This is a genomic window from Pseudomonas sp. PP3 (assembly GCF_905336995.1).
In the GTDB taxonomy this organism is placed as follows: Bacteria; Pseudomonadota; Gammaproteobacteria; order Pseudomonadales; family Pseudomonadaceae; genus Aquipseudomonas; species Aquipseudomonas reinekei.
In genome coordinates, this window is record NZ_HG995459.1 from 3554722 (window position 1) to 3577034 (window position 22313).

The window sequence follows — 22313 nt, forward strand, 5'->3', positions numbered from 1 at the left end:
CACGACCGAGGGTAGCTCACACATGGCAACTGAATCGAAATGCCCGTTTCATCAGGCCGCTGGCGGTGGCACAACCAACCGTGACTGGTGGCCTAACCAACTGAATCTGAAGATCCTGCACCAGCACTCGTCCCTGTCCGACCCCATGGACGAGGGCTTTGACTATGCCGAGGCGTTCAAGGCGCTGGACTTTGCAGCCGTCAAGCGCGACCTGACGGCGCTGATGACCGATTCGCAGGACTGGTGGCCCGCCGACTTCGGCCACTATGGCCCGCTCTTCGTGCGCATGGCCTGGCACGCCGCGGGGACCTATCGCACCGGTGACGGGCGCGGCGGCGCCGGTTCCGGGCAGCAACGCTTTGCCCCGCTCAACAGCTGGCCTGACAACGTCAGCCTGGACAAGGCGCGCCGACTGCTCTGGCCGATCAAGCAAAAATACGGCCGCAATATTTCCTGGGCTGACCTGATCGTGCTCACCGGCAACGTCGCGCTGGAGTCCATGGGCTTCAAGACCTTCGGCTTTTCCGGTGGCCGCGCCGACGTCTGGGAACCGGACGAAGATGTGTACTGGGGTTCGGAAAGCAAATGGCTGGCCGGTGACTCCCGCTACGGCAAAAACGATGAACCGATGCAGAAACCTGGCGAAGGCCCGCTCGTGGCCGAGCCTGGCGAAAACGAAGACACTCGTGTCGAGCCAGGCCGCAATCTGGAGAACCCGCTGGCCGCCGTGCAAATGGGCCTGATCTATGTGAACCCGGAAGGCCCCGAAGCCAATCCGGACCCGGTCGCCGCCGGCCTGGACATTCGCGAAACCTTCGGCCGCATGGCGATGAACGACGAAGAAACCGTGGCACTGATCGCCGGTGGTCACGCCTTCGGTAAAACCCACGGCGCAGGGCCTGCGGACAATGTCGGGCCGGAACCGGAAGCTGCAGGCCTCGAAGAGCAGGGCCTTGGCTGGCGCAACACATTCGGCACCGGCAAAGGCGCCGACACCATCACCAGCGGCCTGGAAGTGACCTGGACCACCACCCCGACCCAATGGAGCAACAACTTCCTCGAGAACGTGTTCGGCTTCGAGTGGGAGCTGACCAAGAGCCCGGCCGGCGCACACCAGTGGACGCCAAAAAACGGCGCTGGTGCCGGCATCATCCCGGACGCTCACGACCCGTCGAAACGGCGCAACCCCACCATGCTGACCACCGACCTGGCGCTGCGCTTCGACCCGATCTACGAGCCGATTTCCCGGCGCTTCCTCGAGAACCCCGATCAACTGGCCGACGCCTTTGCCCGCGCCTGGTTCAAGCTGATCCACCGCGACATGGGGCCACTGTCACGTTACCTCGGCCCGGAAATGCCCAACGAAATACTGCTGTGGCAAGACCCGATTCCAGAGGTCGATCATGAGTTGGTCAACGACAGCGATGTCGCCGCCCTGAAGAGCAAACTCCTGGCCTCCGGGCTGTCGGTTTCACAGCTTGTCTCCACCGCGTGGGCGGCGGCTTCGACCTTCCGTGGCTCCGACAAACGCGGCGGTGCCAACGGTGGGCGCCTGCGTCTGGCGCCACAGAAATTCTGGCAAGCCAACCAACCTGATCAACTGGGCAACGTGCTGGGCAAACTCGAAGGCATCCAGCAGGAATTCAACGCCGGTGGCAAGAAAATCTCGCTGGCTGACCTGATCGTGCTGGCCGGTTCCGTCGGCGTCGAACAGGCGGCGAAAAATGCCGGGCAAACCGTCACGGTACCCTTCACGCCTGGGCGCGCGGACGCGAGCCAGGAGCAGACCGATGTCGAATCCTTCGGCTTCCTGGAACCGATCGCCGATGGCTTCCGCAACTACCTCAAGGGCCGTTACACCGTCCCGGCGGAAAAACTGCTGATCGACAAGGCACAATTGCTGACCCTCACCGCACCGGAAATGACCGCGCTGATTGGCGGCATGCGCGTACTCAACACCAACGTCGGCAAAACCGCCCACGGCGTCTTCACGAGCCGGCCGGAAGCATTGACTAACGACTTCTTCACCAACCTGCTGGACATGGGCGTGGAATGGAAACCCGTGTCGGAGGCCAATGAAGAGTTCACCGGTCGCGACCGCAAAACCGGGCAGCAGAAATGGACCGCGACCCGCGTCGACCTGGTCTTTGGCTCCAACTCGCAACTGCGGGCCCTGGCCGAAGTCTATGCCAGCGCCGGCGGACAGGAGAAACTGGTCAAGGACTTCGTGGCCGCGTGGACCAAGGTAATGAACCTGGACCGTTTTGATCTGAAGAAATAGTTGAGCGTCTGTAAACCACCCCGGCATTGAACGTGTCGGGGTGGTTTTTTTTGCGCCGCAGTCATCGCTTCAGTCAGGCGGATCGATCTGATCCAGTATCCGGTTCGCGGTGATTTCCGCCAGCATCACGCTGTTGGAAATACCCAGCAGCGCGTTGCGCGACCCGCCATCCAGATGATCCACCAACTGGTGAACCATCACGTCGACCGAGGCCAGCGTTTCGACCAGATACACCATCAGGGTTTCGCTCGTGGCTTCGGGATCAACCGTAAACAGGGTGCAGACCGTGCGCGGCGTCGCGTTGATATCGGCCGTCGACGGGAAGTGAAAGTTGAGCGCGCGTTCGGCGGCTTCGTTGAGCTTTTTTGAGTCGGGTTCGTACGGGGATGCTGGATCGGATTCGGGGGGGTTTGGCGTTACTTTGAACATAGTGAAACTCCTAACTGAAATGAAGGAGCCTTCACCTCGCTACCAAACGAGGGGTGGCGGCCATACGCGGGTTGGTAGACCGGTAGCTAGGACCCGGCGCCCCCTTAGGAGCCCTGCGCATGGCCACCATAATCCAGAGCCCGACAGGGACCTGAAAACGATGGATCTATGCGACTAGCTAATCCGGGCTACCAAACCCGATCGCTGTTTTTCAGCGACCGGCAAACGATAAAACCCGGCCCGTAGACGCACAAGCCGGCGGATTCTGGCGTAACCGTAGGCAACGGCGCAAGGCCTTGTAGCTTTCAGGAAGTAAGCTGTCGGACGCTTAAACACGCCCCTTCCAACAACGTTTAAAACAGCCAGCCACTCCCCCTGTAGGAGCCGCCTGCTCTTCCTCGACAGCCCACCCAGGAAAACAACACATTCGACTTTCCTTATCTATCTTTCGTCAAAGGGCCGCTTTGGGCTGTGGATTCAACCCGCCCTTCGCGACAGGCTGCAATCGGCCAGTAGCGGACCATGGACACGCAACTGATACGTCAGTATTGTGCAAAAAAATATGCCACTTTCCCCCCCTTCTTGATATCGCGTTTACAGACTCGATTTTTTGATTGCTCAAGGGATTACGCATGAACATGGAATGTTATGCCAAAAGCCGTATGGCACCTCAAAATTGAATGATGGGGCAATAAAGTGGAAATCAAGATCGATATATTGGATTCTCCAACAGAAAAGGATCAAGGAGTTCTGAATAATAGGTTTTCAGAATTTCTTCGAATTCAGTATCCGGATCTACCGCCAGAATCGGAAGATAAAAAATTTATGGTGGTTGCACGCGATGAAGTAGGCGACTACATCGGTGCAATAAGCTGTAATTGTTATTGGGATGGCTTAGAAATTGATACCTTTTGGGTTAAAGAATCTCATCGAGGTAAAAAAGTTGGCTCTATGCTACTGGAAAAAGCAGAAACGATAGGCGCCAATAATGGGGCAGTAGTTGCATTCTTAAAAACTGTTGATGCTAAACAGTTCTATGAGCGGCATGGGTATGAGATTTATGGTGTTCTTGAGGATCGACCAATCGGGACTAACCTGTATCACTTAAAGAAACGGCTAGTAAAACATTCATAACAACTGGTTCAAACCGCTCGCTTCGCTCACTGGGACCGGGCTAAAGCCCGCCCCTTAACCAAATTCTGGTCCGCGTCCGCAATGGGTCGCACTCTCCCCTTTTTTACAGGCACCGATCTGCCAGAAACGGTCACTCGCAGACGCTTTGGAGTAAGGTGTCGAATTGAACCATCGAAGCTTCACCTCCCCTTCACTGAGGATCTCCAATGACAAACCAATCCGCTATTGTTGAGGTGGTTCAAGAAACCGATCCTATGCTGCTCAGATCTTTGAATGACCTTCTCCCACAGCTTTCCAAAAGCACTCAAGCGATGACAATGGAAGATCTCAAGCAGATAGTGGATTCAGAGTGCGCCGACTTATTGGTAGTGAGAGCAGCAGGTGGAGGAAGCATTCTAGGGGCATTAACCCTAATTCATTTCCGCATTCCGACAGGCATTCGCGCCTGGATCGAAGACGTCGTAGTAGATGCCAGTGCTCGAGGTCAAGGCGTCGGCAAAGCACTCATACAAGCAGCAATAGAAAAAAGCCATGACCTCGGTGCGAGAACACTGGATTTAACATCAAACCCAAACCGTGAGTCTGCCCATCGTTTATACGAGGGAGCAGGATTCTCGATGCGCACAACTAAGGTTTACCGGCATATCAAATGACGATTGGATAGTCCTTCAACTCATGGCGAATATTTATGGGGACATGAGCTTCCTGAATGGCGCCTTGGGTTGATAGCTGCCATTTGCATATCTCATAGAGTGCACACGAAGATCCTCGACCAGCCAAAACAGCACAGCACCAAATCAAGGACGAGGCATGAAACAAGTCGATATTCATCACATCACGCACCTGCCGCCACAGATTCTGACCTTGGAAAAAGAGGCAGTTGGAGAGGGTTTCAGATTTCTCACTCGGCTCATTGCCGAATGGCACTCCGGAGCGAATCGTTTCGATGCACCTGGAGAATGCCTTATAGCGGCGTATTTCAACCAGCAACTTATAGGCATCGGAGGCCTTTCAGTTGATCCATTTGGCGCGAATAATACGGCAAGGCTGCGACGGGTTTACGTCGCAGGTTCTTCAAGGGGGCAACACGTGGGTCAATCGATAGTAAAAGCGCTGCTCGCACATGCCACTCTTCGCTTTCAGAGCGTACGTCTATACACCGATACGCCCGAAGGAGACGCGTTTTACCTGCACTGCGGTTTCATGCGAACAGAAGATGACCATGCCAGTCACATCAAGCTGCTAGGCGACACCTAAACCAGTATATCGGTCAACAACCCTCTGACTCGGATGTCTGCAAAGGGTCGGTTTCTGCCCCTCACAATGTGCAGAAACCGGTTTATAGCAGCCCTTCATGACAGGCAGATCTCGCCAAAAGCGGACCTTCACCTTGGTGAAAACCTCAGGCCAACTGCGGCTCTAACTCGCCTTCCGGTCTCACACATCAATCAGATTCCGCCCTTCAATTGATAACCCAGATCACTCCGTGCAATCGACTGGATTACTACTCCATAACGCTTCGGGAATGCATACCGCCCCATCGAATAACAATCGGGAGGTTCGGATAAGTCCGCAGCTGACCAGCTGACCATCACGAAGACGTAACTCTACGGTGAATTCTCCTGTCGGATGTTCAATCGATAAGTGCTTCACTGTGCCCTCACCGACACAGGCCAGGTCTGCAACCACGCTACCCGGAATCAAGCATGCCGCTGCCACGCTGACAGCGCCGAACACCCCAATGCTGGTGTGGCAACGATGGGGAATGAAGCTGCGCGTGCTCAGCGCTCCACCCGCGTGGGGCGGCGCGACCAGGCCACGTTCAATGGCAAACGGTCCGACTCCGGCCAGAATATTGCCGCAGTTCTGGCCGTAATCGACCCGGGGCTCATCGACAATAACTTTAGCGAACAGGTAATCGACATCGGCGTTGCTACGCAAAGATTGGCGAATGATCGCAACCTTGCTCGTCAGTGAGTCACCGCCACCGATGCCATCGATCTGTCGCGCATCCGGCGAGCCCATGGCCGCCAGCAGCACACGGTCGCACAGTACTGGCTGATCGGGTAAATCCTGCGCCAGGAAATACGCGCCTTTGGACGTACCGCCGCGCATCAGCACGCAAGGAATGCGGGTCTGCGCCATGTTTACTCTCCGAGGTCGTCAAGGCTGTCGACGTAGCGCAAGCCTTTTTCAGCCAGGCGCGAACGCATGTTGTAGATATCCAGGCCCAACTCGCCGTTGGCCAGACGCAGGGCCTTCTGCTCTTCCAGATCGGCCCGTGCGCGACTCGCCTCCACCACGTGCGCTACTTCACTGCGCCGCACGACCACCACGCCATCGTCATCGGCTACCACTACGTCTCCGGGATGGACCAACTGACCGCCACACACCAACGGCAGGTTCACCGAACCGAGGGTCTCTTTGATCGTGCCCTGGGCACTGATTGCCCTGGACCACACCGGAAACCCCATCTCGCGCAGGGTGTGGGTATCACGCACGCCGGCGTCGATCACCAGCGCACGCACGCCATGGGCCTTGAGCGACGTCGCCAGCAAGTCGCCGAAATAGCCGTCGGTGCACGGCGAACTCGGTGCGACCACAAGGATATCGCCCGGGCGGCATTGCTCGACCGCCACATGGAACATCCAGTTATCGCCCGGCGCCACCAGCACCGTGACCGCCGAACCGCTAACAGCCGAAATTGCGCTCAGGCAGGTATTCGGAAAGCAGCGTGGTGGTGTTAGGCAATGCGGCGCCAAGCGCAACGCCTGTCAACAGACGCAAAGCCGCCAGTTCGTAGGGATTGCGGGCGAACGCACACGCCAGACTCAATACACTGAAGCCGGTCACGGCGATCAACAGCACCTTCTTGCGTCCCAACCGATCCGCATAAGGCCCGGCGGTCAACGCGCCGATAGCGAGACCAACCATGCCGGCGCTCATCACCGGGCCGAACGCCGCTTTGGACAGCCCCCACTCCTGAATCAGCGAAGGGGCGATGAAGCCCATCACCGCGACGTCAAAGCCATCGAACAGGACAATGAAAAAACACAGACACATGATGAGCCACTGATATCGGGCAACCGGCCGGTTGTCGATCCACGCTTTGATATCGACGGTTTCGTTACTCATGCTTTCACTTTCTTATTGTTGTGAAAAATCCGACAGGCTCGGGAAATGACGCGACCAGCAGAGGCCCCCAACAGTCGAACGTTGGGCGTGACTCTAAAGCGCAAGTGCCTACCCCGCCTCCGGGAAATCCTTAAGCGGGTATCGGTTTTTCTTATGAGCATCGCCAGCGACGACACCCAACCGCAACATTCAATAGTTTGGGCAACTTCCACGACGCCAGGATCGAGAGAAACAGCACGATCAGCTTTTCGGGATGGCGTGAAACGAAGTGCGGCTGGAAGAGAAAATTGCCAAGCTCAAAACTCAAATGTGTGCACGAGGTGACCAACGTCGGTTCCGATCGAAATCAACTCAGCTCGATGGCCAAGCAGGCCCGCGAGGTGATGGCGTCAGATACGTTGTCGGTGGTGGGAAATGCCAGGGCTGCGCGTTGAAATTGCAGTGCACACCGAGCACGGAACGACGAGTTCGACGCTGGGAGCATGAAGACGTATTGGAGGAGATGCACCTTCGGCTGAGCAAATCACCAGAGATGATGCGAGCCATTGGTACTAACGGTTTAATGAAGGCGCTCAAAAGCTCAGGATCTTCATGACAGGCTGGTTTCGGCCAATTTCAGCTATTGCTGGCCGGCAGTATTGGGTCGATATCTTCCGGTTGGCGACTGACTAGCGAGCGAAGCTGAAAGTAGTTCGCCATCTATCACAAGATTTTCACATTGATCGGCATATGGTGGGTCCAGCTCCTTTTGTGATTCCCAGCCCGCCCTCCCCATCGCGGGCTTTTTTTCGTCCGCAAAAAACTGCTGACCGCTTGGCATCACGTTAAGACGTTACGGATACTCAATACGCAAACTCATGTTCTAGCTCACTTTCCATCCACTCTAAAAAGCGTCTGACGCGCGGAAAGCTGGAGTGCGCTTTTGGAAACACCAGATGATGAGCGGCCACCGGAGCGTTGAGTGATTCGGGCGCGACTTCGACCAAAGCGCCGGACGCCAGGTACTTCTGCGCGAGCAGCGTACTTTCTAGTGCGAATCCAAGCCCGTGGCTGGCAGCTTCCAGTGACATATAGGATCGATCAAAGCTCAATGCGTAGGGCTTTTCCGGTCGAGCCAATCCGTGTTGGGCGAACCATTGCGGCCACCTGAGCAGCGTTGCTTCAGACAATATCAAGTCACAATCGAGTAGATCCGACGCACCCCGGATAGGTCGTTGCGCAAGCAATTTGGGTGAAGTTAGAACGGCGAACTCTTCATTTTGTACTGTGCGAACCTCATAGCTTGGCCAGTTGGGCATGCCATGGCGTATATCCACGTCAATCTTGTCCCGGCTGAAGTGCAGTGACTCGTAAGAGCATGACAAGTTGAGCTGAATATCAGGATGACTTGCACGGAATGCCTCCAATCGCGGCATCAACCAGAGCAGGCCGAAGCTGGGCGATGAGTGCAGCCGCAGACAATCGAGACTGACATCGCTGGCAGCGCGCTCGGTTGCCACTGCAAGGCTGTGCAGGATCCCGGAGACTTCTTTCAGGTATTGCTCCCCCACCGGAGTCAGAGAGACACCACGTGCCGCTCGAACGAATAATTGCCTGCCTATCATCCCCTCAAGCTTGGCCAGTTGGTGACTCACAGCTGATGGCGTCAAATCCAATACTTCCGCCGCCCTGGCAACATTCCCGAAGCGCGCCGTTTGCTCGAAGGCCTGAATTGCTCTCAGCGGTGGCAGGATGATTGGTGTATCAGCATCTGTGCGCATGGCACCCCCACTGCATTTTTTACGATTATTAGATTTGTCTTTCATTCAATCACCTGACAACTGCATTGACGAGTGCTGAATTTTTTTCAGCATCGAGTGACATTCGCGTTATTGCTCAGACCATCCCTGGAGAACAAGCTGAGTCATCGGTTCTTGACGGATCGACCCAATAAAAACAATTTGAGGTACTCCTCCATGCTTCTCCAAGGCAAAGTCGCAATCATCACCGGTGCAGCATCTGCCCGTGGCATTGGCCGCGCTACAGCGACCACTTTCGCGCAACAGGGCGCTCACGTCGTGATCCTTGACCTGGATGAATCCGCTGCCCGTGATGCCGCAGCTTCCTTGGGCGAAGGTCATCTCGGTCTTGCGGCCAACGTTGCTGACGAATCGCAGGTTCAGCAGGCCATTGCCAAAATCATCGAGTACTTCGGCCGCATCGACGTCCTCGTCAACAATGCCGGCATTACTCAGCCACTCAAGACTCTGGACATCCGCCCTTCAGACTACGACAAGGTGCTGGACGTCAGTCTGCGCGGCACACTGCTGATGTCGCAGGCCGTAATTCCGCACATGCGCCAACAATCTTCCGGCAGCATTGTGTGCATGTCTTCCGTTTCTGCTCAGCGGGGCGGCGGCATTTTTGGTGGCCCTCATTACAGTGCGGCCAAAGCCGGTGTGCTGGGTCTGGGCAAAGCCATGGCACGGGAACTGGGGCCGGACAACATTCGCGTCAACTCCATCGCCCCTGGTTTGATTCATACCGACATCACCGGTGGCCTGATGCAGGACGAACGCCGCCACGCGATCATCGACGGCATTCCCCTGGGCCGACTCGGTGCAGCACAGGATGTCGCCAACGCCGCCCTGTTTCTGGCCAGCGACCTATCCTCTTACCTCACAGGCATCACGCTGGATGTGAACGGCGGCATGCTGATTCATTGAGTACACCTGGGCGGGCCTTTGCGGCTCGTGCGGTTCTGGATCGATGACGTAGCCGGGTCTCATGGCCTGGCAGTCAATAAAAACAAGAGATCAGACCATCATGACTACCCTGTCGCTCGAAGCGGTTTCGACCGTGCGTTCCAACGCCTACCGGAAAACGGCCTGGCGCTTGATGCCCTTCCTGATGCTGTGCTACCTGTGCGCTTACCTTGATCGCGTCAACGTCGGCTTTGCCAAGCTGCAAATGATGAACGATCTGGCGCTTAGCGAAATGGTCTACGGGCTGGGTGCCGGCATGTTCTTCATCGGTTACTTCCTGTGCGAAGTGCCGAGCAACATCATCCTGCACAAGGTCGGTGCACGCGTCTGGATCGCGCGCATCATGATCACCTGGGGCATCGTCTCCGCCCTGTTTGCCTTCGTCGAAACAGCTTGGCAGTTCTATGCGCTGCGCTTTCTGCTCGGTATCGCCGAAGCCGGTCTGGCGCCTGGCCTGTTGCTGTACCTCACCTACTGGTTTCCATCCTATCGTCGCGCCCGCATGACCGTGTTGTGGTTCATCGCCATTCCGCTGTCAGGCATGGTGGGTGGCCCTCTCTCCGGCTGGATCATGAACCACTTCGCCGGCATGCATGGCTGGGCAGGCTGGCAATGGATGTTCGTGTTGGAGGCTGTACCCACGGTCGTTGTCGGTCTTCTGGTATTGAGCTACCTCAAAGACGGGGTGCATCAGGCCAGTTGGCTCAACGAGGAAGAAAAAGCACTGATCACTCGGGAGCTAGCCGAAGACAACCAGCACAAAGTCACCCATGCCTCTGTCGGTGAGTTCATTCGCGACCGTCGCCTGTGGTTGCTGGCGGCCATCTATTTCTGTGTGGTGATGGGGCAGTACGCAATCACCTTCTGGCTGCCCACCCTGGTACGTAATTCGGGGGTTTCCGATCCATTGCATATCGGCTTTCTAACCAGCCTGCCTTACCTCTGTGCCATTGCCGCCATGCTCCTGGTGGGACGAAGTGGTGACAAACATCGCGAGCGCCGCTGGCACCTTATTATTCCGATGATTGCCGGTGCTATCGGCCTGAGTCTGGCAGCGCTGATGGGTGGAAATCCAACGCTGTCCATCCTCAGTCTTTGCTTGGCCGCTTCCGGCATTTTGTCTGCGACGTCTTTGTTCTGGATGTTACCCACCACTTTGCTCGGAGGCGTTTCTGCCGCCGCTGGCATCGCAGCGGTAAACAGCTTCGCCAACCTCGCCGGGTTCTGCTCGCCTTATCTGATTGGCTGGATCACCACAATGACCGGCTCCAGTGCCATCGGCATGTACCTGATCACTGGCGTGCTGTTCGCCGGAGCCACTCTGGTACTGCGCATTCCCGCCGCCCTGGTCAATCGTTGAGTTAATGGAGTTTCACCATGACTACTAATCCTTCACTCGCTTCATCCACGACTCTGGTTGAACGCGCGCACAACATTCGCCGCCATGCACTGCGAATGGGCCAAGTCCAGGGGCAGGGCTATGTTGGCCAGGCCCTCGGTGCTGCCGACCTGCTGGCAGTCTCCTACTTCCATGCCATGAACCATCGGCCTGACGATCCTGAGTGGGAAGAGCGTGATCGCTTCTACCTCTCCATCGGCCACTACGCCATTGCGCTGTACGCCGCCTTGATCGAAGCGGAAATCATCCCGCTCGAAGAGCTGGAAACCTACGGATCAGATGACAGCCGCCTGCCGATGTCGGGCATGGCCGCCTACACACCGGGCATGGAAATCACCGGAGGCTCGCTGGGCCAGGGGTTGGGCATCGCGGTCGGTGCCTGTTTGGGCCTCAAGCGCAAAGGCTCCTCCTCTTTCGTCTACAACCTGCTGTCGGACGGCGAGCTGAATGAGGGCTCGACTTGGGAAGCGGTGATGTCGGCCTCGCACTGGAAACTCGACAACCTGATCGCCATCGTCGACGTCAACAACCAGCAAGCCGACGGTTACTCCAGCGAAATTCTGTCATTCGAACCCATCGTCGATCGATGGCAGGCGTTCGGCTGGTTCACCCAGCGCGTCGATGGCAATGACCTTGATGCTCTCGTCGCCGCCTTCGATGCCGCGCGCAACCATCCAACCGCCCAACCCCGCGTGATTATCTGCGACACCAAAATGGGCAAAGGCGTGCCGTTTCTGGAAACCCGCGAGAAGACCCACTTCATCCGCGTGGAAGAACACGAGTGGGATCTGGCACTGAGCAACCTTGAAGAAGGAAAAGACCAATGAGCAACGCCGCTAACACGCCGACTTCGACTGGCGAGCCAATCAAAAAACGCCTGACCACCTCGGCGATGATCGCTTCCATTGCCTCAGAAGGCCAAGCGACTAAATCGGCCCCGTTCGGACACGCATTGGCTGCATTGGCGGATCAGCGCTCGGACATCGTCGGTCTTTCTGCTGACCTGTCCAAGTACACCGACCTGCACATTTTCGCCAAGGCGCATCCGGATCGCTTTTATCAAATGGGCATGGCCGAACAGTTGCTGATGAGTGCAGCTGCAGGTATGGCCAGGGAAGGTTTTGTACCCTTCGCCACTACCTACGCCGTGTTTGCCTCCCGTCGCGCCTACGATTTCATCTGCATGGCGATTGCCGAGGAAAACCTCAACGTCAAGATTGTCTGCGGCTTGCCCGGCCTAACCACCGGTTACGGCCCGAGCCACCAGGCCACGGACGACCTGGCGATCTTCCGCGCAATGCCAAACCTGATGATCGTCGATCCGTGCGACGCGCTGGAAATCGAGCAGGCCGTGCCTGCAATCGCCGCTCATCAAGGCCCGGTCTACATGCGTTTGTTGCGTGGCAATGTCCCGTTGGTGCTGGACGAGTACGGGTACAAATTCGAGATCGGTAAAGCCAAGACACTGCGCACCGGTAACGATGTCCTGATCATCTCTACGGGGCTGATGACCATGCGTTCGTTGGAAGCGGCAAAGCAGCTCCAGGCGGATGGGATTGATGTTGCAGTGCTGCACGTACCCACCATCAAGCCGCTGGATGAACAGACCATCCTGGCCGAAGCCCGCAAGTCCGGACGCCTAGTGGTGACAGCCGAAAACAGCTCGATTATCGGTGGACTCGGCGAGGCCGTTGCCGGATTACTTCTGCGTAATGGAGTGACGCCTACCTTCCGCCAAATCGCTTTACCTGACGCGTTCCTGGACGCGGGCGCTCTGCCGACGCTACATGATCGGTATGGCATCTCAACACCAGCCGTTTGTGCGCAAATAAAAGCCTGGTTGTAGCGCCATCTTGGTGTAGTTCACGTGAAGGGCGCTTCTATTTGAAGCGCCTCCTCACATGAGAAAAAAGGGGCAGAACGTTGAAACCACATGAACTGCTTGATCCAGCGTTCCGAAGCTTTTTGACTCCTGTCGCAGAAGCCTGGACGCTGGATACGCTGCCTGCCATCAGAACGCGTGTCCATGCGACGTTCAAATCGTCAGGACACACGCGTTGTGAATCCGTATGGACAACTGCTCACGACAGGGAGCGGTTGCGCCTTTGTCTTTACAAGCCCGTTGTCGCGGCAGAGCGCAAAACTTTTCCTGCGATCCTGTATATCCACGGCGGTGGTTTTGTACTCGGGCAACCTGAAATGGCAGACGACTATCTGGCCGATCTGGCCGAAGAACTGGAGGCGATCATCGTCGCTGTTGATTACCGCCTTGCACCCGAGCACCCCTTCCCCATTCCCCTTGAAGATTGCTACACGGCGCTTGGCTGGTTATTTGAGAATCGACAAGCCCTCAATATCGACACACGCAAATTAGTCGTCATGGGGCACAGTGCCGGTGGAGGACTGGCAGCAGCTCTGGCTATTCTGGCTCGTGACCGAGGCACATATCCCATCGCGGGGCAAGTCTTGATCTATCCGATGCTGGATTACCGCTCAGGCACTGCAGACTCACCTCACAAGAACAGCACCACGGGGATAATTGGCTGGCAGCCCCAAGCCAACCAGTTTTGCTGGCGGTGCTTGCGCGGAAATTACGCGCTGGATGATGAGCGGATCGGTTTGCTTTCACCTGCCCTGCATACAGACCTGAGTCATTTGCCACGTACTTTTCTATCGGTAGGGGCGCTGGATTTGTTCCTCGAAGAGGACGTCGCGTTTGCTATGCGATTGTCTCGCTCTGGTGTACCCGTTGAGATTCATGTTTACCCCGGCGCGCCACACATGTTCGACCAGAGTCCGGGGTGCATTACTGAACAGTCTGCACTCGATATCCTTCGAGTACTTAGGCGTGCGTTAGGAATGCATTGAGAGTTGTAGAGAGAGCGAATAATAAGCCGCCCTCTATTCCCTGTGCGCCTACTCCCGAACCCACTTACGAATGACGACCCGGCAGCATGCCTTTCAACACTTCATCTTTTTCAACGAAGTGATGGGTAAGCGCCACGAGGACGTGCCCTCCCACCAAGGCTCCACATAGCCAGGCAACATAGGTATGAATCGATTTTGCCAATTCATAAAGCGTTTGATCAGGACCGACCATAGGCGGTAGCTGAAACAGCCCGGCCACGAGGATGGGTTTATCTGCCACAGAGCTCCAATACCAGCCAGAAAGTGGCAGGCCGATTAGCGCGATTGCGTAAAGCATCAAGTGACCCAGGAAAGCCCCCCGCTTCATCAGCGGGCTCATCGCCGCGGGCAATGCCGGCGCGGGGTGAGTGATCCTCCAGGCGATACGCACAACAATCAAAAACAGCAGCGTACTCGCCATCGCTTTGTGCAGGAATGTCAGCTCATGATGCGCATTGAGTTCATCACGCCAGTGCGTGGCCAGGATTCCAATGAACCAGGCACCCATCCAGAGCAACGCCATCCCCCAATGCAGCCACTTAGCCGTGCTGGTGTAACTCTCTGCTTTTGCCATCCCGTATGCCTTTTCAGTTCAATCGTGGATGGATTATTGCCTCGATAACTTATCGAAAAAAAATAACAATTACTGCTTATAAAAATCGAATAGCTCGATACATTCCGATCAGCCCGGCAGCCAGGCTTCTTACTCCAAAAGCGAAGCTCAGCAATGGGTTATGGATTCAACCGGTCGATGCATCACGACTTACCGCTCTTCGGAACCCGCGCTTCGTCAGTGCTGTGGCCAGGGCGGTTCGTCGCTGTTCTGGTCCCGGGCGACAGGCTCGATGACAGCTTCGGGTCAACGGCTACCCGTTCTCGACAACGCGCACGCGCTCAACGGTCAACCCAGACCTGCGACAATACTGCCTCTTGGGGCTTCGTAACTGGCGTGGCAAACGTTCAGTCTTTGATTAACAAATTCGCGGGAGCACACGCATTGGAATTGAGACAACTGCGCTATTTCGTAAAAATCATCGAGCTTGGCAGCCTGGGGCGTGCGGCACTTGAACTGGACGTTGGTGTGTCAGCCCTCAGTCAGCAAATCTCCAAGCTCGAAAGCGAACTGTGCACCCGCCTCCTGAATCGAACCTCCACCGGCGTGACGCCCACTAGCGCCGGATTTGCGTTTTTACACCATGCCCAACTGACGTTACGCCAGGCGGAAAACGCGATCATGGCCGCCCATCGCGGGCGAATGAGCGGGTATGTCAGCGTCGGTTTACCACCGACCACCGCGACGGTGCTCGCGTTGCCGCTGATCAATGCAATGCGTACGCGTTATCCGGACATACAACTGCATTTGGTGGAAATGCTTTCCGGCCACTTGGCGGTGCAGCTCAACGCACGGCAAATTGACCTGGCCATCCTGTTCCAGCTCGAAGGGGGTAAACGCTGGAGCGTGACTCCGTTGCTGGATGAAAAGCTGTTTGTCATTGCCTCGCCCAGCCTGCCTCTAGCGCCTTCGGGTGATAGCGTGCAGTTAGCCGACCTCGGCGGTCTGCCGCTGGTGATGCCCAGCGCGCAACATGGATTGCGCTCGGCATTGATGAGCGCGTTCGAGCGGGTCGGGCTAACACCCAATGTCATTATGGAGGTCGACGGTCTCGCCGTTTTGATGAACGCCGTTCGGGCCGGTCATGCGGCAACGATACAACCGGGGGCGGCCGCTGCATTGAAAGACGGATCCGGACTTTCGCTGATCAGGATTGCCGATTCCCATGTGGGCCGGCGCAATCTTCTGGCGACGCTGGCTGACGACGAACTCTCCCCGGCTGCCCTGGCAACGCGGTTGGTCATCGTCGATGTGGCGCGACAGTTGGTCGTCGACAAACAGTGGCCTGGCGCGACGTGGATAGAAGAGGCAGACGCGTAGTCCTCCTTCCACCCGGACACATAAGCCTCTCCTGACCACAAGCCCTTTAGAAAAACTAAACACCCCGGGTCAAAAGCAGCCTTTCGACCACGCCTTCCCCACCCTATCGTTCTCCCCACTCGCAAGGAGCACTTCGTTCCCGCCTCCTTGCAAATCGAGGAGCGATAATGATCGATGTCTTAATCATAGGGGGTGGCAACGCTGCCTTGTGCGCCGCTCTGATGGCGCGAGAAGCGGGCGCCAGCGTGATGCTGCTGGAAGCCTCTCCAAAAATCTGGCGCGGTGGCAACTCCCAACACACCCGTAACCTGCGGTGCATGCACGACGAACCACAGGACGTGCTGATCGATGCCTATCCGGAAGAAGAATACTGGCAAGACCTGTTGAAGGTTACCGGTGGCCTTACGAATGAAAAGCTTGCACGCATTGCCATTCGGGCATCGTCTTCTTGCCGCGACTGGATGCGTTCGCACGGCGTGCATTTTCAGCCACCGCTGTCCGGCGCGCTGCACGTGGCGCGGACCAATGCTTTTTTCATGGGCGGCGGCAAAGCGCTGGTCAATGCGTATTTCCGCAGCGCCGAGCGCCTGGGTGTAAAAGTTCGCTACAACGCGCAAGTGACCGACATCGAACTGGATGCGGGGAAATTCGTCGCCGCCCATGTGGGCGAACATGAGGTCGATGGTCGGCATTTCGCCGCCGAACGCATTGAAGCCCGGGCCTGCGTGTTGGCGGCCGGTGGCTTCGAATCCAACCGTGAATGGCTGCGCGAAGCGTGGGGTCAGAACGCACGCGGTGAATGGCCATCGGACAACTTCCTGATCCGGGGCACCCGATTCAACACCGGTATTTTGCTGCGGCGCATGCTCGACCTTGGCGCCGATGTGATCGGCGATCCGACGCAAGCCCACATGGTCGCGATTGATGCCCGTGCGCCACTCTACGACGGCGGCATCTGCACCCGCATCGACTGCGTGTCGCTGGGTGTGGTGGTCAATCGTGATGGCGAACGCTTCTACGATGAAGGTGAGGATTTCTGGCCAAAACGATATGCGATCTGGGGGCGTCTGGTGGCCGGCCAACCCGGTCAGCAGGCGTACTCGATCATCGATCAACAAGCCATCGGCCGCTTCATGCCGCCGGTGTTTCCCGGCACCACCGCCCAGACTCTGCAAGACCTTGCCCGCCAGTTGAAGCTGCCTCAGGAAAAATTCGTCAAGACGGTCGAGGACTACAACAGCGCCTGCCGCGTTGGCACGTTCGATCACACGGCGCTGGACGACTGCCACACCCAAGGACTGACGCCCGCCAAAACCCATTGGGCGCGGCCTTTGGTGAAACCACCTTTCTACGCCTACCCGCTCAAACCGGGTGTCACGTTCACCTACCTCGGCCTCGCCACCGACGAAACCGCTGCCGTGCATTTCAACGGCAAAGCGAGCCCCAACCTGTTCGTCGCGGGAGAAATGATGGCCGGCAATGTGCTGGGCAAGGGCTACACCGCCGGCATCGGCATGGCCATCGGTACCGCGTTTGGTCGCATCGCCGGTGTGCAGGCGGCCGCTTCGGTGGGTTTTGGCGTCTTATCTGCAAACACGGAGTCTCGACATGCAACTGTTTGATCCCCAGGCGTCGGGCGGGTTGATCCCGGTGCTGAATCTTGACGAAAGTGAAGTCCAGCGGCAGATGACCATCTGCAACGCCTGCCGTTATTGCGAAGGCTTTTGCGCGGTATTTCCGGCGATGACCCGGCGCCTGGAATTCACTCAGGCCGACATCCATTACCTGGCAAATTTGTGCCATAACTGCGGCGCGTGCCTGCACGCCTGTCAGTACGCCGCCCCACACGAATTCGACGTCAACATCCCCAAAGCCATGGCGAAAGTGCGCCTGGATACTTACGCCGAATACGCCTGGCCGCAAGTGATGGGCAGGCTGTATCAACGCAACGGCCTGACCCTGGCGCTGGCGAGCGGTGGGGGACTGGCCTTGTTTTTATGCCTGACCCTGATGCTCATGGGCAACCTGTTCACGGCCATTCCCGGGGGCAACTTCTACAAGATTTTCCCGCATAACACCCTGGCGCTGATGTTCGGCTCAGTGTTCGGCTTTGCGGTACTTGCCTTGACCATGGGTGTACGGCGCTTCTGGCGCAACGTTTCGCCGGTCGCAGCGCCACTGCCATTGAAAACATCCGCGGCACTGGAGGCTACGGCCAACGTCGCGCAGCTCAAATACCTGGACGGCGGCCATGGCGAAGGCTGCAACAACGCCGACGATCAATTCACTTTGTGGCGACGCCGATTCCACCACCTCACCTTCTACGGTTTCATGCTGTGCTTCGCCGCCACCGGTGTCGCCACGCTCTTTCACTATCTGCTGAAGTGGTCGGCACCTTATCCGGTCTTCAGCTTGCCGGTGATGTTGGGCATTGCCGGTGGCATCGGCCTGCTGATCGGCCCGGCGGGTCTTCTTTGGCTGAACCTGCGTCGCAACCCTGCGCACGGCGATGAGAACCAAAAACCCATGGATCGCGGCTTCATCGCGCTGCTGTTCCTGGTCAGCGCAAGCGGCCTCGCGCTCCTGGGTTTGCGTGAGACCAGCGCCTTGGGCTTGATGTTGGCTATCCATCTCGGCCTGGTCATGGCGTTTTTCCTGACCATGCCCTACAGCAAATTCGCCCATGGAATTTTCCGCAGCGCAGCGCTGCTCAAACACGCCATCGAAAAACGTCAACCCAACCCGATCAACGCCGGCAGCGACTGACGGTGAAAACACTCATTCCAAAAACAATAGCGAGCATAACGGTAGCCATGAAAACGACAACGGCAACAACCCGAGCCAAGGGGTCCAAACTGGGCGCCATTTTGCGGGTCACCAGCGGTAACTTTCTCGAGCAGTTCGACTTCTTTCTGTTCGGGTTCTACGCGACCTACATCTCCCAGACGTTCTTTCCAGCGACCAGCGAGTTTGCCTCGCTGATGATGACCTTCGCGGTATTCGGCTCCGGATTCCTGATGCGCCCGCTAGGCGCCATTGTGCTGGGGGCGTACATCGACAAGGTGGGCCGTCGCAAGGGGCTGATCGTGACGCTGTCGATCATGGCCGCCGGTACCGTATTGATCGCCCTGGTGCCGGGCTATGCCACCATCGGCGTGGCGGCACCGATTCTGGTGTTGTTGGGCAGGCTGCTCCAGGGCTTCTCCGCCGGCGCGGAAATGGGCGGGGTTTCCGTGTATCTGGCGGAAATTTCCACCCCTGGTCACACCGGTTTCTACACCAGTTGGCAATCGGCCAGCCAACAGGTGGCGATCGTCGTCGCAGCCGCGTTGGGCTACACGATCAATGCCACGATGCAAGCCGCCGAGATCGCCGATTGGGGCTGGCGTATTCCGTTCTTCATTGGCTGCGTGATCATCCCGTTCATTTTCATTATTCGCCACTCACTGGAAGAAACCGCTGCCTTCACGGCTCGCAGCCATCGGCCCACCACTCGCGAAGTGTTTCGCTCGATGCGTGACAACTGGCGCACCGTACTGGCAGGCGGCTTGCTGGCGTCCATGACCACCACCACGTTCTACCTGATTACGGTCTACACACCGACGTTTGGCAGGACAGTACTGAACCTGAGCACCACCGACAGCCTGGCGGTCACACTGCTGGTGGGCATCAGCAACTTTATCTGGCTGCCGATCGGCGGCGCCCTCTCCGACCGCATCGGCCGTCGACCACTGTTGCTGGCGATATCGTTGCTGTGCATCTTCACCGCCTATCCCGCCATGCACTGGCTAGCTGAGGCGGCGAGTTTCGAACGACTGCTCGCTGTTCTGCTGTACTTCTCATTCTTCTTCGGCATTTACAACGGCGCCATGGTCGCGGCACTGACCGAAGTCATGCCACAGAACGTGCGGGTCGTCGGCTTTTCACTGGCCTTCAGTTTGGCCACCGCGGTGTTTGGCGGATTTACCCCGGCAATCTCGACACTGCTTGTCCAGGCCACGGGCGACAAGGCTTCACCTGCCTACTGGCTGATGTTCGCGGCCATGTGCGGGTTCACGGCGACGACCATTCTGTATCGGCGGCAAAAAGCCCTGGCAGCCAGAACCGTTTAGTTCCTCGACCGCCGACGCTGACCACGCGTCAATCCAAAGCGGGAACCGAATTGAAGTGGCTTGAGGCCGATTACAGTCCTTCGTCAGGGCAGTCATCGGCCTCCCCCTTTCAATGGGCACCGACAGACTTTTCGAATAATTTTGAATAAGAGGGGCGCCGCAACGACGCCCTATTGCCTGCACGCAATCCAGATCTATTACGTTCCATAAAGTGCTTTAGACAACGTGCTCAAAACGCTAAGCCGAGTCAGTTGATCAGCCCGCGGTGACGGTCATACCGCCGTCGGCCATGACCACGGCGCCGACGATGAAGCTCGCGCGGTCCGAGGAGAGAAATGCCACAACTTCGGCGATTTCCTCAGGCTGCGCGGCACGACCGATAGGGGCGGCTTCGCCGTGCTGGGCCAAGAAGCCAGGGCCGTCCTCAACCACGTCGTTGAGGATGTTGGTGACCACGTCGCCGACGCCGATGGCATTAACGCGAATGCCATGCCCAATCGCCTCGAGCGCCAGCGTGCGGGTCAACTGGGCCAGTGCGCCTTTGGACGCGGTGTAAGCGGCAATGGTTGGGAATGCGAAATAGGATGCGTAAGAGGCGATGTTGACTATCGCTCCCGATTTATTTGGCATCATCGCCTTGACCGCTTCGCGGCAATGCAGGAAGGCCGCGGTGGCGTTGACCGCCTGGATGCGCTCCCAGTCTTCTCGGGTCATGTCTATGACTAACTTGTTGATGATGATCCCGGCGTTGTTCACCAGAATGTCCAGCCGACCGAACGTCTCGACGGCCAACCCCACTGCGCGCTCCGCGGCGCCGTCTTCGGTGATGTCGGCCACCAGCGGCACTAACCCAGGGCGGGCAAGTTCTTCGACGGCGCGATTGCGGTCTTCAGCAATGACCTTGGCGCCACGCGCGTGCAGCAACAGTGCGATAGCCTTGCCGATGCCACTGGCTGCGCCGGTGACCAGCGCGACTTTGCCGTCGACTTCGTTGGAAATACTGTGATTGATCTCGGTCATGATGCTCTCCTGCCATGCGGGCCGACGAGATATTCGTCGGCTCAGCGCCCGTGAGGCGCTGTCGTTATCGACGGCTTTACTGTCTCGCAATGAGGAGCGTTGGGCTTTCGCGGGATTGCCGAACCTGTCGGAGTTTTGCGCTAGCGTTAAAGCTTTACACGTCCGATATTGCCTTGGGTGCTGACCCGCCGGGCCGCCATACTCGAGTACGACGATGCTAAGTTACTCTATCAACGCCAGCCCCTGCCTGAGGGCTTTTAGATGGAGCCTCCTGTGCACCAGCCTGAATATGAAGACCTGACACCGATGGATGCTCAGCGCATCACGGCCGAATCGATGCCGCATCATCTGCCGGGAACACCACGGGTGGTGCCCCTTCTCCCGCAGATGCAGGATGTGATGGTGCAGTTGTTCAGCCATCACAGCACCGTCGAGCCCATACTGGTGCCTGCTGTGGTGGAGCCTCTGCTGGTATTGGTCCTGGCAGGCACGGCCAGGGTCGAGGAACGCTCCCTCGGTGGGGAATGGAAAGCCGTCAAGGTGCAGGCTGGCGACTTCTTTCTCACCAACACAAGCGAGCCCTACGAGATGCGCTGGCAGACAACGGGGTGCGACACCTTCGAAGTGATGCATCTGTATCTCGGCCTTCCCCTGATCGACCGGGCTGCCCGTGATCTTCTGGGCGAGCACACCGCTGCGGTGACCTTCCTCGATATCTCCGGTGCCCAGGATGAGCGGGTGAATTTCATGTTGAATCAGTTGCGCTACGAGTTGATCGAGGAGCGTAAGCCCAGCCTGTTGTTCGTTAACAGCCTGGCTCAGGCGCTGACCGTCCACCTGATACGCCGTTATCTCGATCCGCACAGCACTGTCCGTCGCGGAAACGCACTACAAGCGTACAAGCTGCGACGCGTCATCGATGCGATGAACGAGCACCTGGCCGATGACTTTCGCCTTGCGGATTTGGCTCATATCGCTGATTTGAGCGAGTATCACTTCAGCCGGATGTTCAAGCGCGCCACGGGACTGTCGCCATCACAGTATTTCATTCGCCTGCGCATGAGCCGCGCACGACATCTACTGCGCGAGACCGATCGCAGCATCATTGATGTTGGATTGGAAGTGGGTTACTCCAGCCCCAGCCATTTCTCCCAGGTTTTTCGTCGCGAGGTCGGTGTCACACCCAGCGCCTACCGCCAAGCGTGACAGGTCCTGCGAG

General features: G+C 57.5%; 19 protein-coding genes and 3 pseudogenes. 15 read left to right on the top strand and 7 right to left on the bottom strand.

The window, feature by feature from the left end:
* Positions 1 to 22 precede the first annotated feature (22 nt).
* Positions 23 to 2281, top strand: a complete 2259-nt coding sequence (katG, locus tag KHO07_RS16065) for a catalase/peroxidase HPI (protein ID WP_150732588.1) — start codon at positions 23 to 25, stop codon at positions 2279 to 2281.
* Positions 2282 to 2350: 69 nt separating this feature from the next.
* Here the strand turns inward: katG and KHO07_RS16070 are convergent, their stop codons facing one another.
* Complete coding sequence (locus tag KHO07_RS16070; protein ID WP_212624858.1) at positions 2351 to 2710, bottom strand: DUF6124 family protein; 360 nt, start codon at positions 2708 to 2710, stop codon at positions 2351 to 2353.
* 696 nt (positions 2711 to 3406) lie between these two features.
* Between KHO07_RS16070 and KHO07_RS16075 the strand changes: the two genes are divergently transcribed.
* From KHO07_RS16075 to KHO07_RS16085, 3 genes are all read left to right on the top strand, one after another.
* Complete coding sequence (locus tag KHO07_RS16075; RefSeq protein WP_212624859.1) at positions 3407 to 3844, top strand: GNAT family N-acetyltransferase; 438 nt, start codon at positions 3407 to 3409, stop codon at positions 3842 to 3844.
* 206 nt (positions 3845 to 4050) lie between these two features.
* Positions 4051 to 4497, top strand: a complete 447-nt coding sequence (locus tag KHO07_RS16080) for a GNAT family N-acetyltransferase (protein ID WP_212624860.1) — start codon at positions 4051 to 4053, stop codon at positions 4495 to 4497.
* Positions 4498 to 4654: 157 nt separating this feature from the next.
* Positions 4655 to 5101 carry a GNAT family N-acetyltransferase gene (locus KHO07_RS16085; RefSeq protein ID WP_212624861.1) on the top strand — a complete coding sequence of 149 codons (447 nt, stop codon included), beginning with the start codon at positions 4655 to 4657 and terminating at the stop codon, positions 5099 to 5101.
* A gap of 222 nt (positions 5102 to 5323) precedes the next feature.
* On the opposite strand, the gene KHO07_RS16090 is transcribed toward KHO07_RS16085, so the two are convergent.
* From KHO07_RS16090 to KHO07_RS16100, 3 genes and pseudogenes are all read right to left on the bottom strand, one after another.
* Positions 5324 to 5989: a PrpF domain-containing protein gene (locus tag KHO07_RS16090; RefSeq protein ID WP_212624862.1), complete on the bottom strand. Its 666-nt coding sequence runs from the start codon at positions 5987 to 5989 to the stop codon at positions 5324 to 5326.
* 2 nt (positions 5990 to 5991) lie between these two features.
* Positions 5992 to 6543: pseudogene (locus KHO07_RS16095) on the bottom strand (4-carboxy-4-hydroxy-2-oxoadipate aldolase/oxaloacetate decarboxylase); the annotation flags it as partial.
* 4 nt (positions 6544 to 6547) lie between these two features.
* Positions 6548 to 6979 (bottom strand): annotated as a pseudogene (locus KHO07_RS16100) (MFS transporter); the annotation flags it as partial.
* Positions 6980 to 7293: 314 nt separating this feature from the next.
* On the opposite strand from KHO07_RS16100, the pseudogene KHO07_RS16105 reads away from it, so the two are divergent.
* Positions 7294 to 7520, top strand: a pseudogene (locus tag KHO07_RS16105) (hypothetical protein); the annotation flags it as partial.
* A 301-nt stretch (positions 7521 to 7821) separates the two neighbouring features.
* On the opposite strand, the gene KHO07_RS16110 reads toward KHO07_RS16105, so the two are convergent.
* Entirely contained in the window at positions 7822 to 8739 is a 918-nt protein-coding gene (locus tag KHO07_RS16110) for a LysR substrate-binding domain-containing protein (protein WP_212627645.1), read from the bottom strand.
* Positions 8740 to 8934: 195 nt separating this feature from the next.
* On the opposite strand from KHO07_RS16110, the gene KHO07_RS16115 reads away from it, so the two are divergent.
* The 5 genes from KHO07_RS16115 to KHO07_RS16135 all read left to right on the top strand — a co-directional run bounded on the left by KHO07_RS16115 (position 8935) and on the right by KHO07_RS16135 (position 13990).
* Positions 8935 to 9684 (top strand): SDR family NAD(P)-dependent oxidoreductase, encoded by a 750-nt coding sequence (locus KHO07_RS16115; protein ID WP_212624863.1) that lies wholly within the window; start codon positions 8935 to 8937, stop codon positions 9682 to 9684.
* A gap of 100 nt (positions 9685 to 9784) precedes the next feature.
* Entirely contained in the window at positions 9785 to 11083 is a 1299-nt protein-coding gene (locus KHO07_RS16120) for an MFS transporter (protein WP_212624864.1), read from the top strand.
* Positions 11084 to 11100: 17 nt separating this feature from the next.
* Positions 11101 to 11949: a transketolase gene (locus KHO07_RS16125; protein WP_212624865.1), complete on the top strand. Its 849-nt coding sequence runs from the start codon at positions 11101 to 11103 to the stop codon at positions 11947 to 11949.
* Positions 11946 to 12968, top strand: coding sequence for a transketolase family protein (locus KHO07_RS16130; RefSeq protein ID WP_150779184.1), 1023 nt, complete (start codon positions 11946 to 11948; stop codon positions 12966 to 12968). The genes KHO07_RS16125 and KHO07_RS16130 overlap by 4 nt, the downstream gene beginning before the upstream one ends.
* A 77-nt stretch (positions 12969 to 13045) precedes the next feature.
* Complete coding sequence (locus tag KHO07_RS16135; RefSeq protein ID WP_212624866.1) at positions 13046 to 13990, top strand: alpha/beta hydrolase; 945 nt, start codon at positions 13046 to 13048, stop codon at positions 13988 to 13990.
* A 64-nt stretch (positions 13991 to 14054) separates the two neighbouring features.
* Here the strand turns inward: KHO07_RS16135 and KHO07_RS16140 are convergent, their stop codons facing one another.
* Positions 14055 to 14603, bottom strand: a complete 549-nt coding sequence (locus tag KHO07_RS16140; protein WP_212624867.1) for a cytochrome b — start codon at positions 14601 to 14603, stop codon at positions 14055 to 14057.
* Between the two features lie 423 nt (positions 14604 to 15026).
* Between KHO07_RS16140 and KHO07_RS16145 the strand changes: the two genes are divergently transcribed.
* From KHO07_RS16145 to KHO07_RS16160, 4 genes are all read left to right on the top strand, one after another.
* On the top strand, positions 15027 to 15962 hold the full coding sequence (locus KHO07_RS16145; protein WP_150732583.1) for a LysR substrate-binding domain-containing protein: 936 nt from the start codon (positions 15027 to 15029) through the stop codon (positions 15960 to 15962).
* Positions 15963 to 16129: 167 nt separating this feature from the next.
* On the top strand, positions 16130 to 17584 hold the full coding sequence (gene tcuA / locus KHO07_RS16150) for an FAD-dependent tricarballylate dehydrogenase TcuA (protein ID WP_212624868.1): 1455 nt from the start codon (positions 16130 to 16132) through the stop codon (positions 17582 to 17584).
* Positions 17571 to 18728, top strand: a complete 1158-nt coding sequence (gene tcuB, locus KHO07_RS16155; protein WP_150732581.1) for a tricarballylate utilization 4Fe-4S protein TcuB — start codon at positions 17571 to 17573, stop codon at positions 18726 to 18728. Before tcuA ends, tcuB begins: the two co-directional genes overlap by 14 nt.
* Positions 18729 to 18775: 47 nt before the next feature.
* Positions 18776 to 20074, top strand: a complete 1299-nt coding sequence (locus KHO07_RS16160; protein WP_212624869.1) for an MFS transporter — start codon at positions 18776 to 18778, stop codon at positions 20072 to 20074.
* 255 nt (positions 20075 to 20329) lie between these two features.
* Here KHO07_RS16160 and KHO07_RS16165 read toward each other — a convergent pair whose 3' ends face one another.
* A complete protein-coding gene (locus tag KHO07_RS16165; protein ID WP_212624870.1) occupies positions 20330 to 21094 on the bottom strand; it encodes an SDR family oxidoreductase in 765 nt (254 codons plus the stop codon).
* Positions 21095 to 21400: 306 nt separating this feature from the next.
* Here KHO07_RS16165 and KHO07_RS16170 point away from each other — a divergent pair, with 306 nt between their 5' ends.
* A complete protein-coding gene (locus tag KHO07_RS16170) occupies positions 21401 to 22300 on the top strand; it encodes a helix-turn-helix domain-containing protein (protein ID WP_212624871.1) in 900 nt (299 codons plus the stop codon).
* The last annotated feature ends 13 nt before the right edge of the window (positions 22301 to 22313 follow it).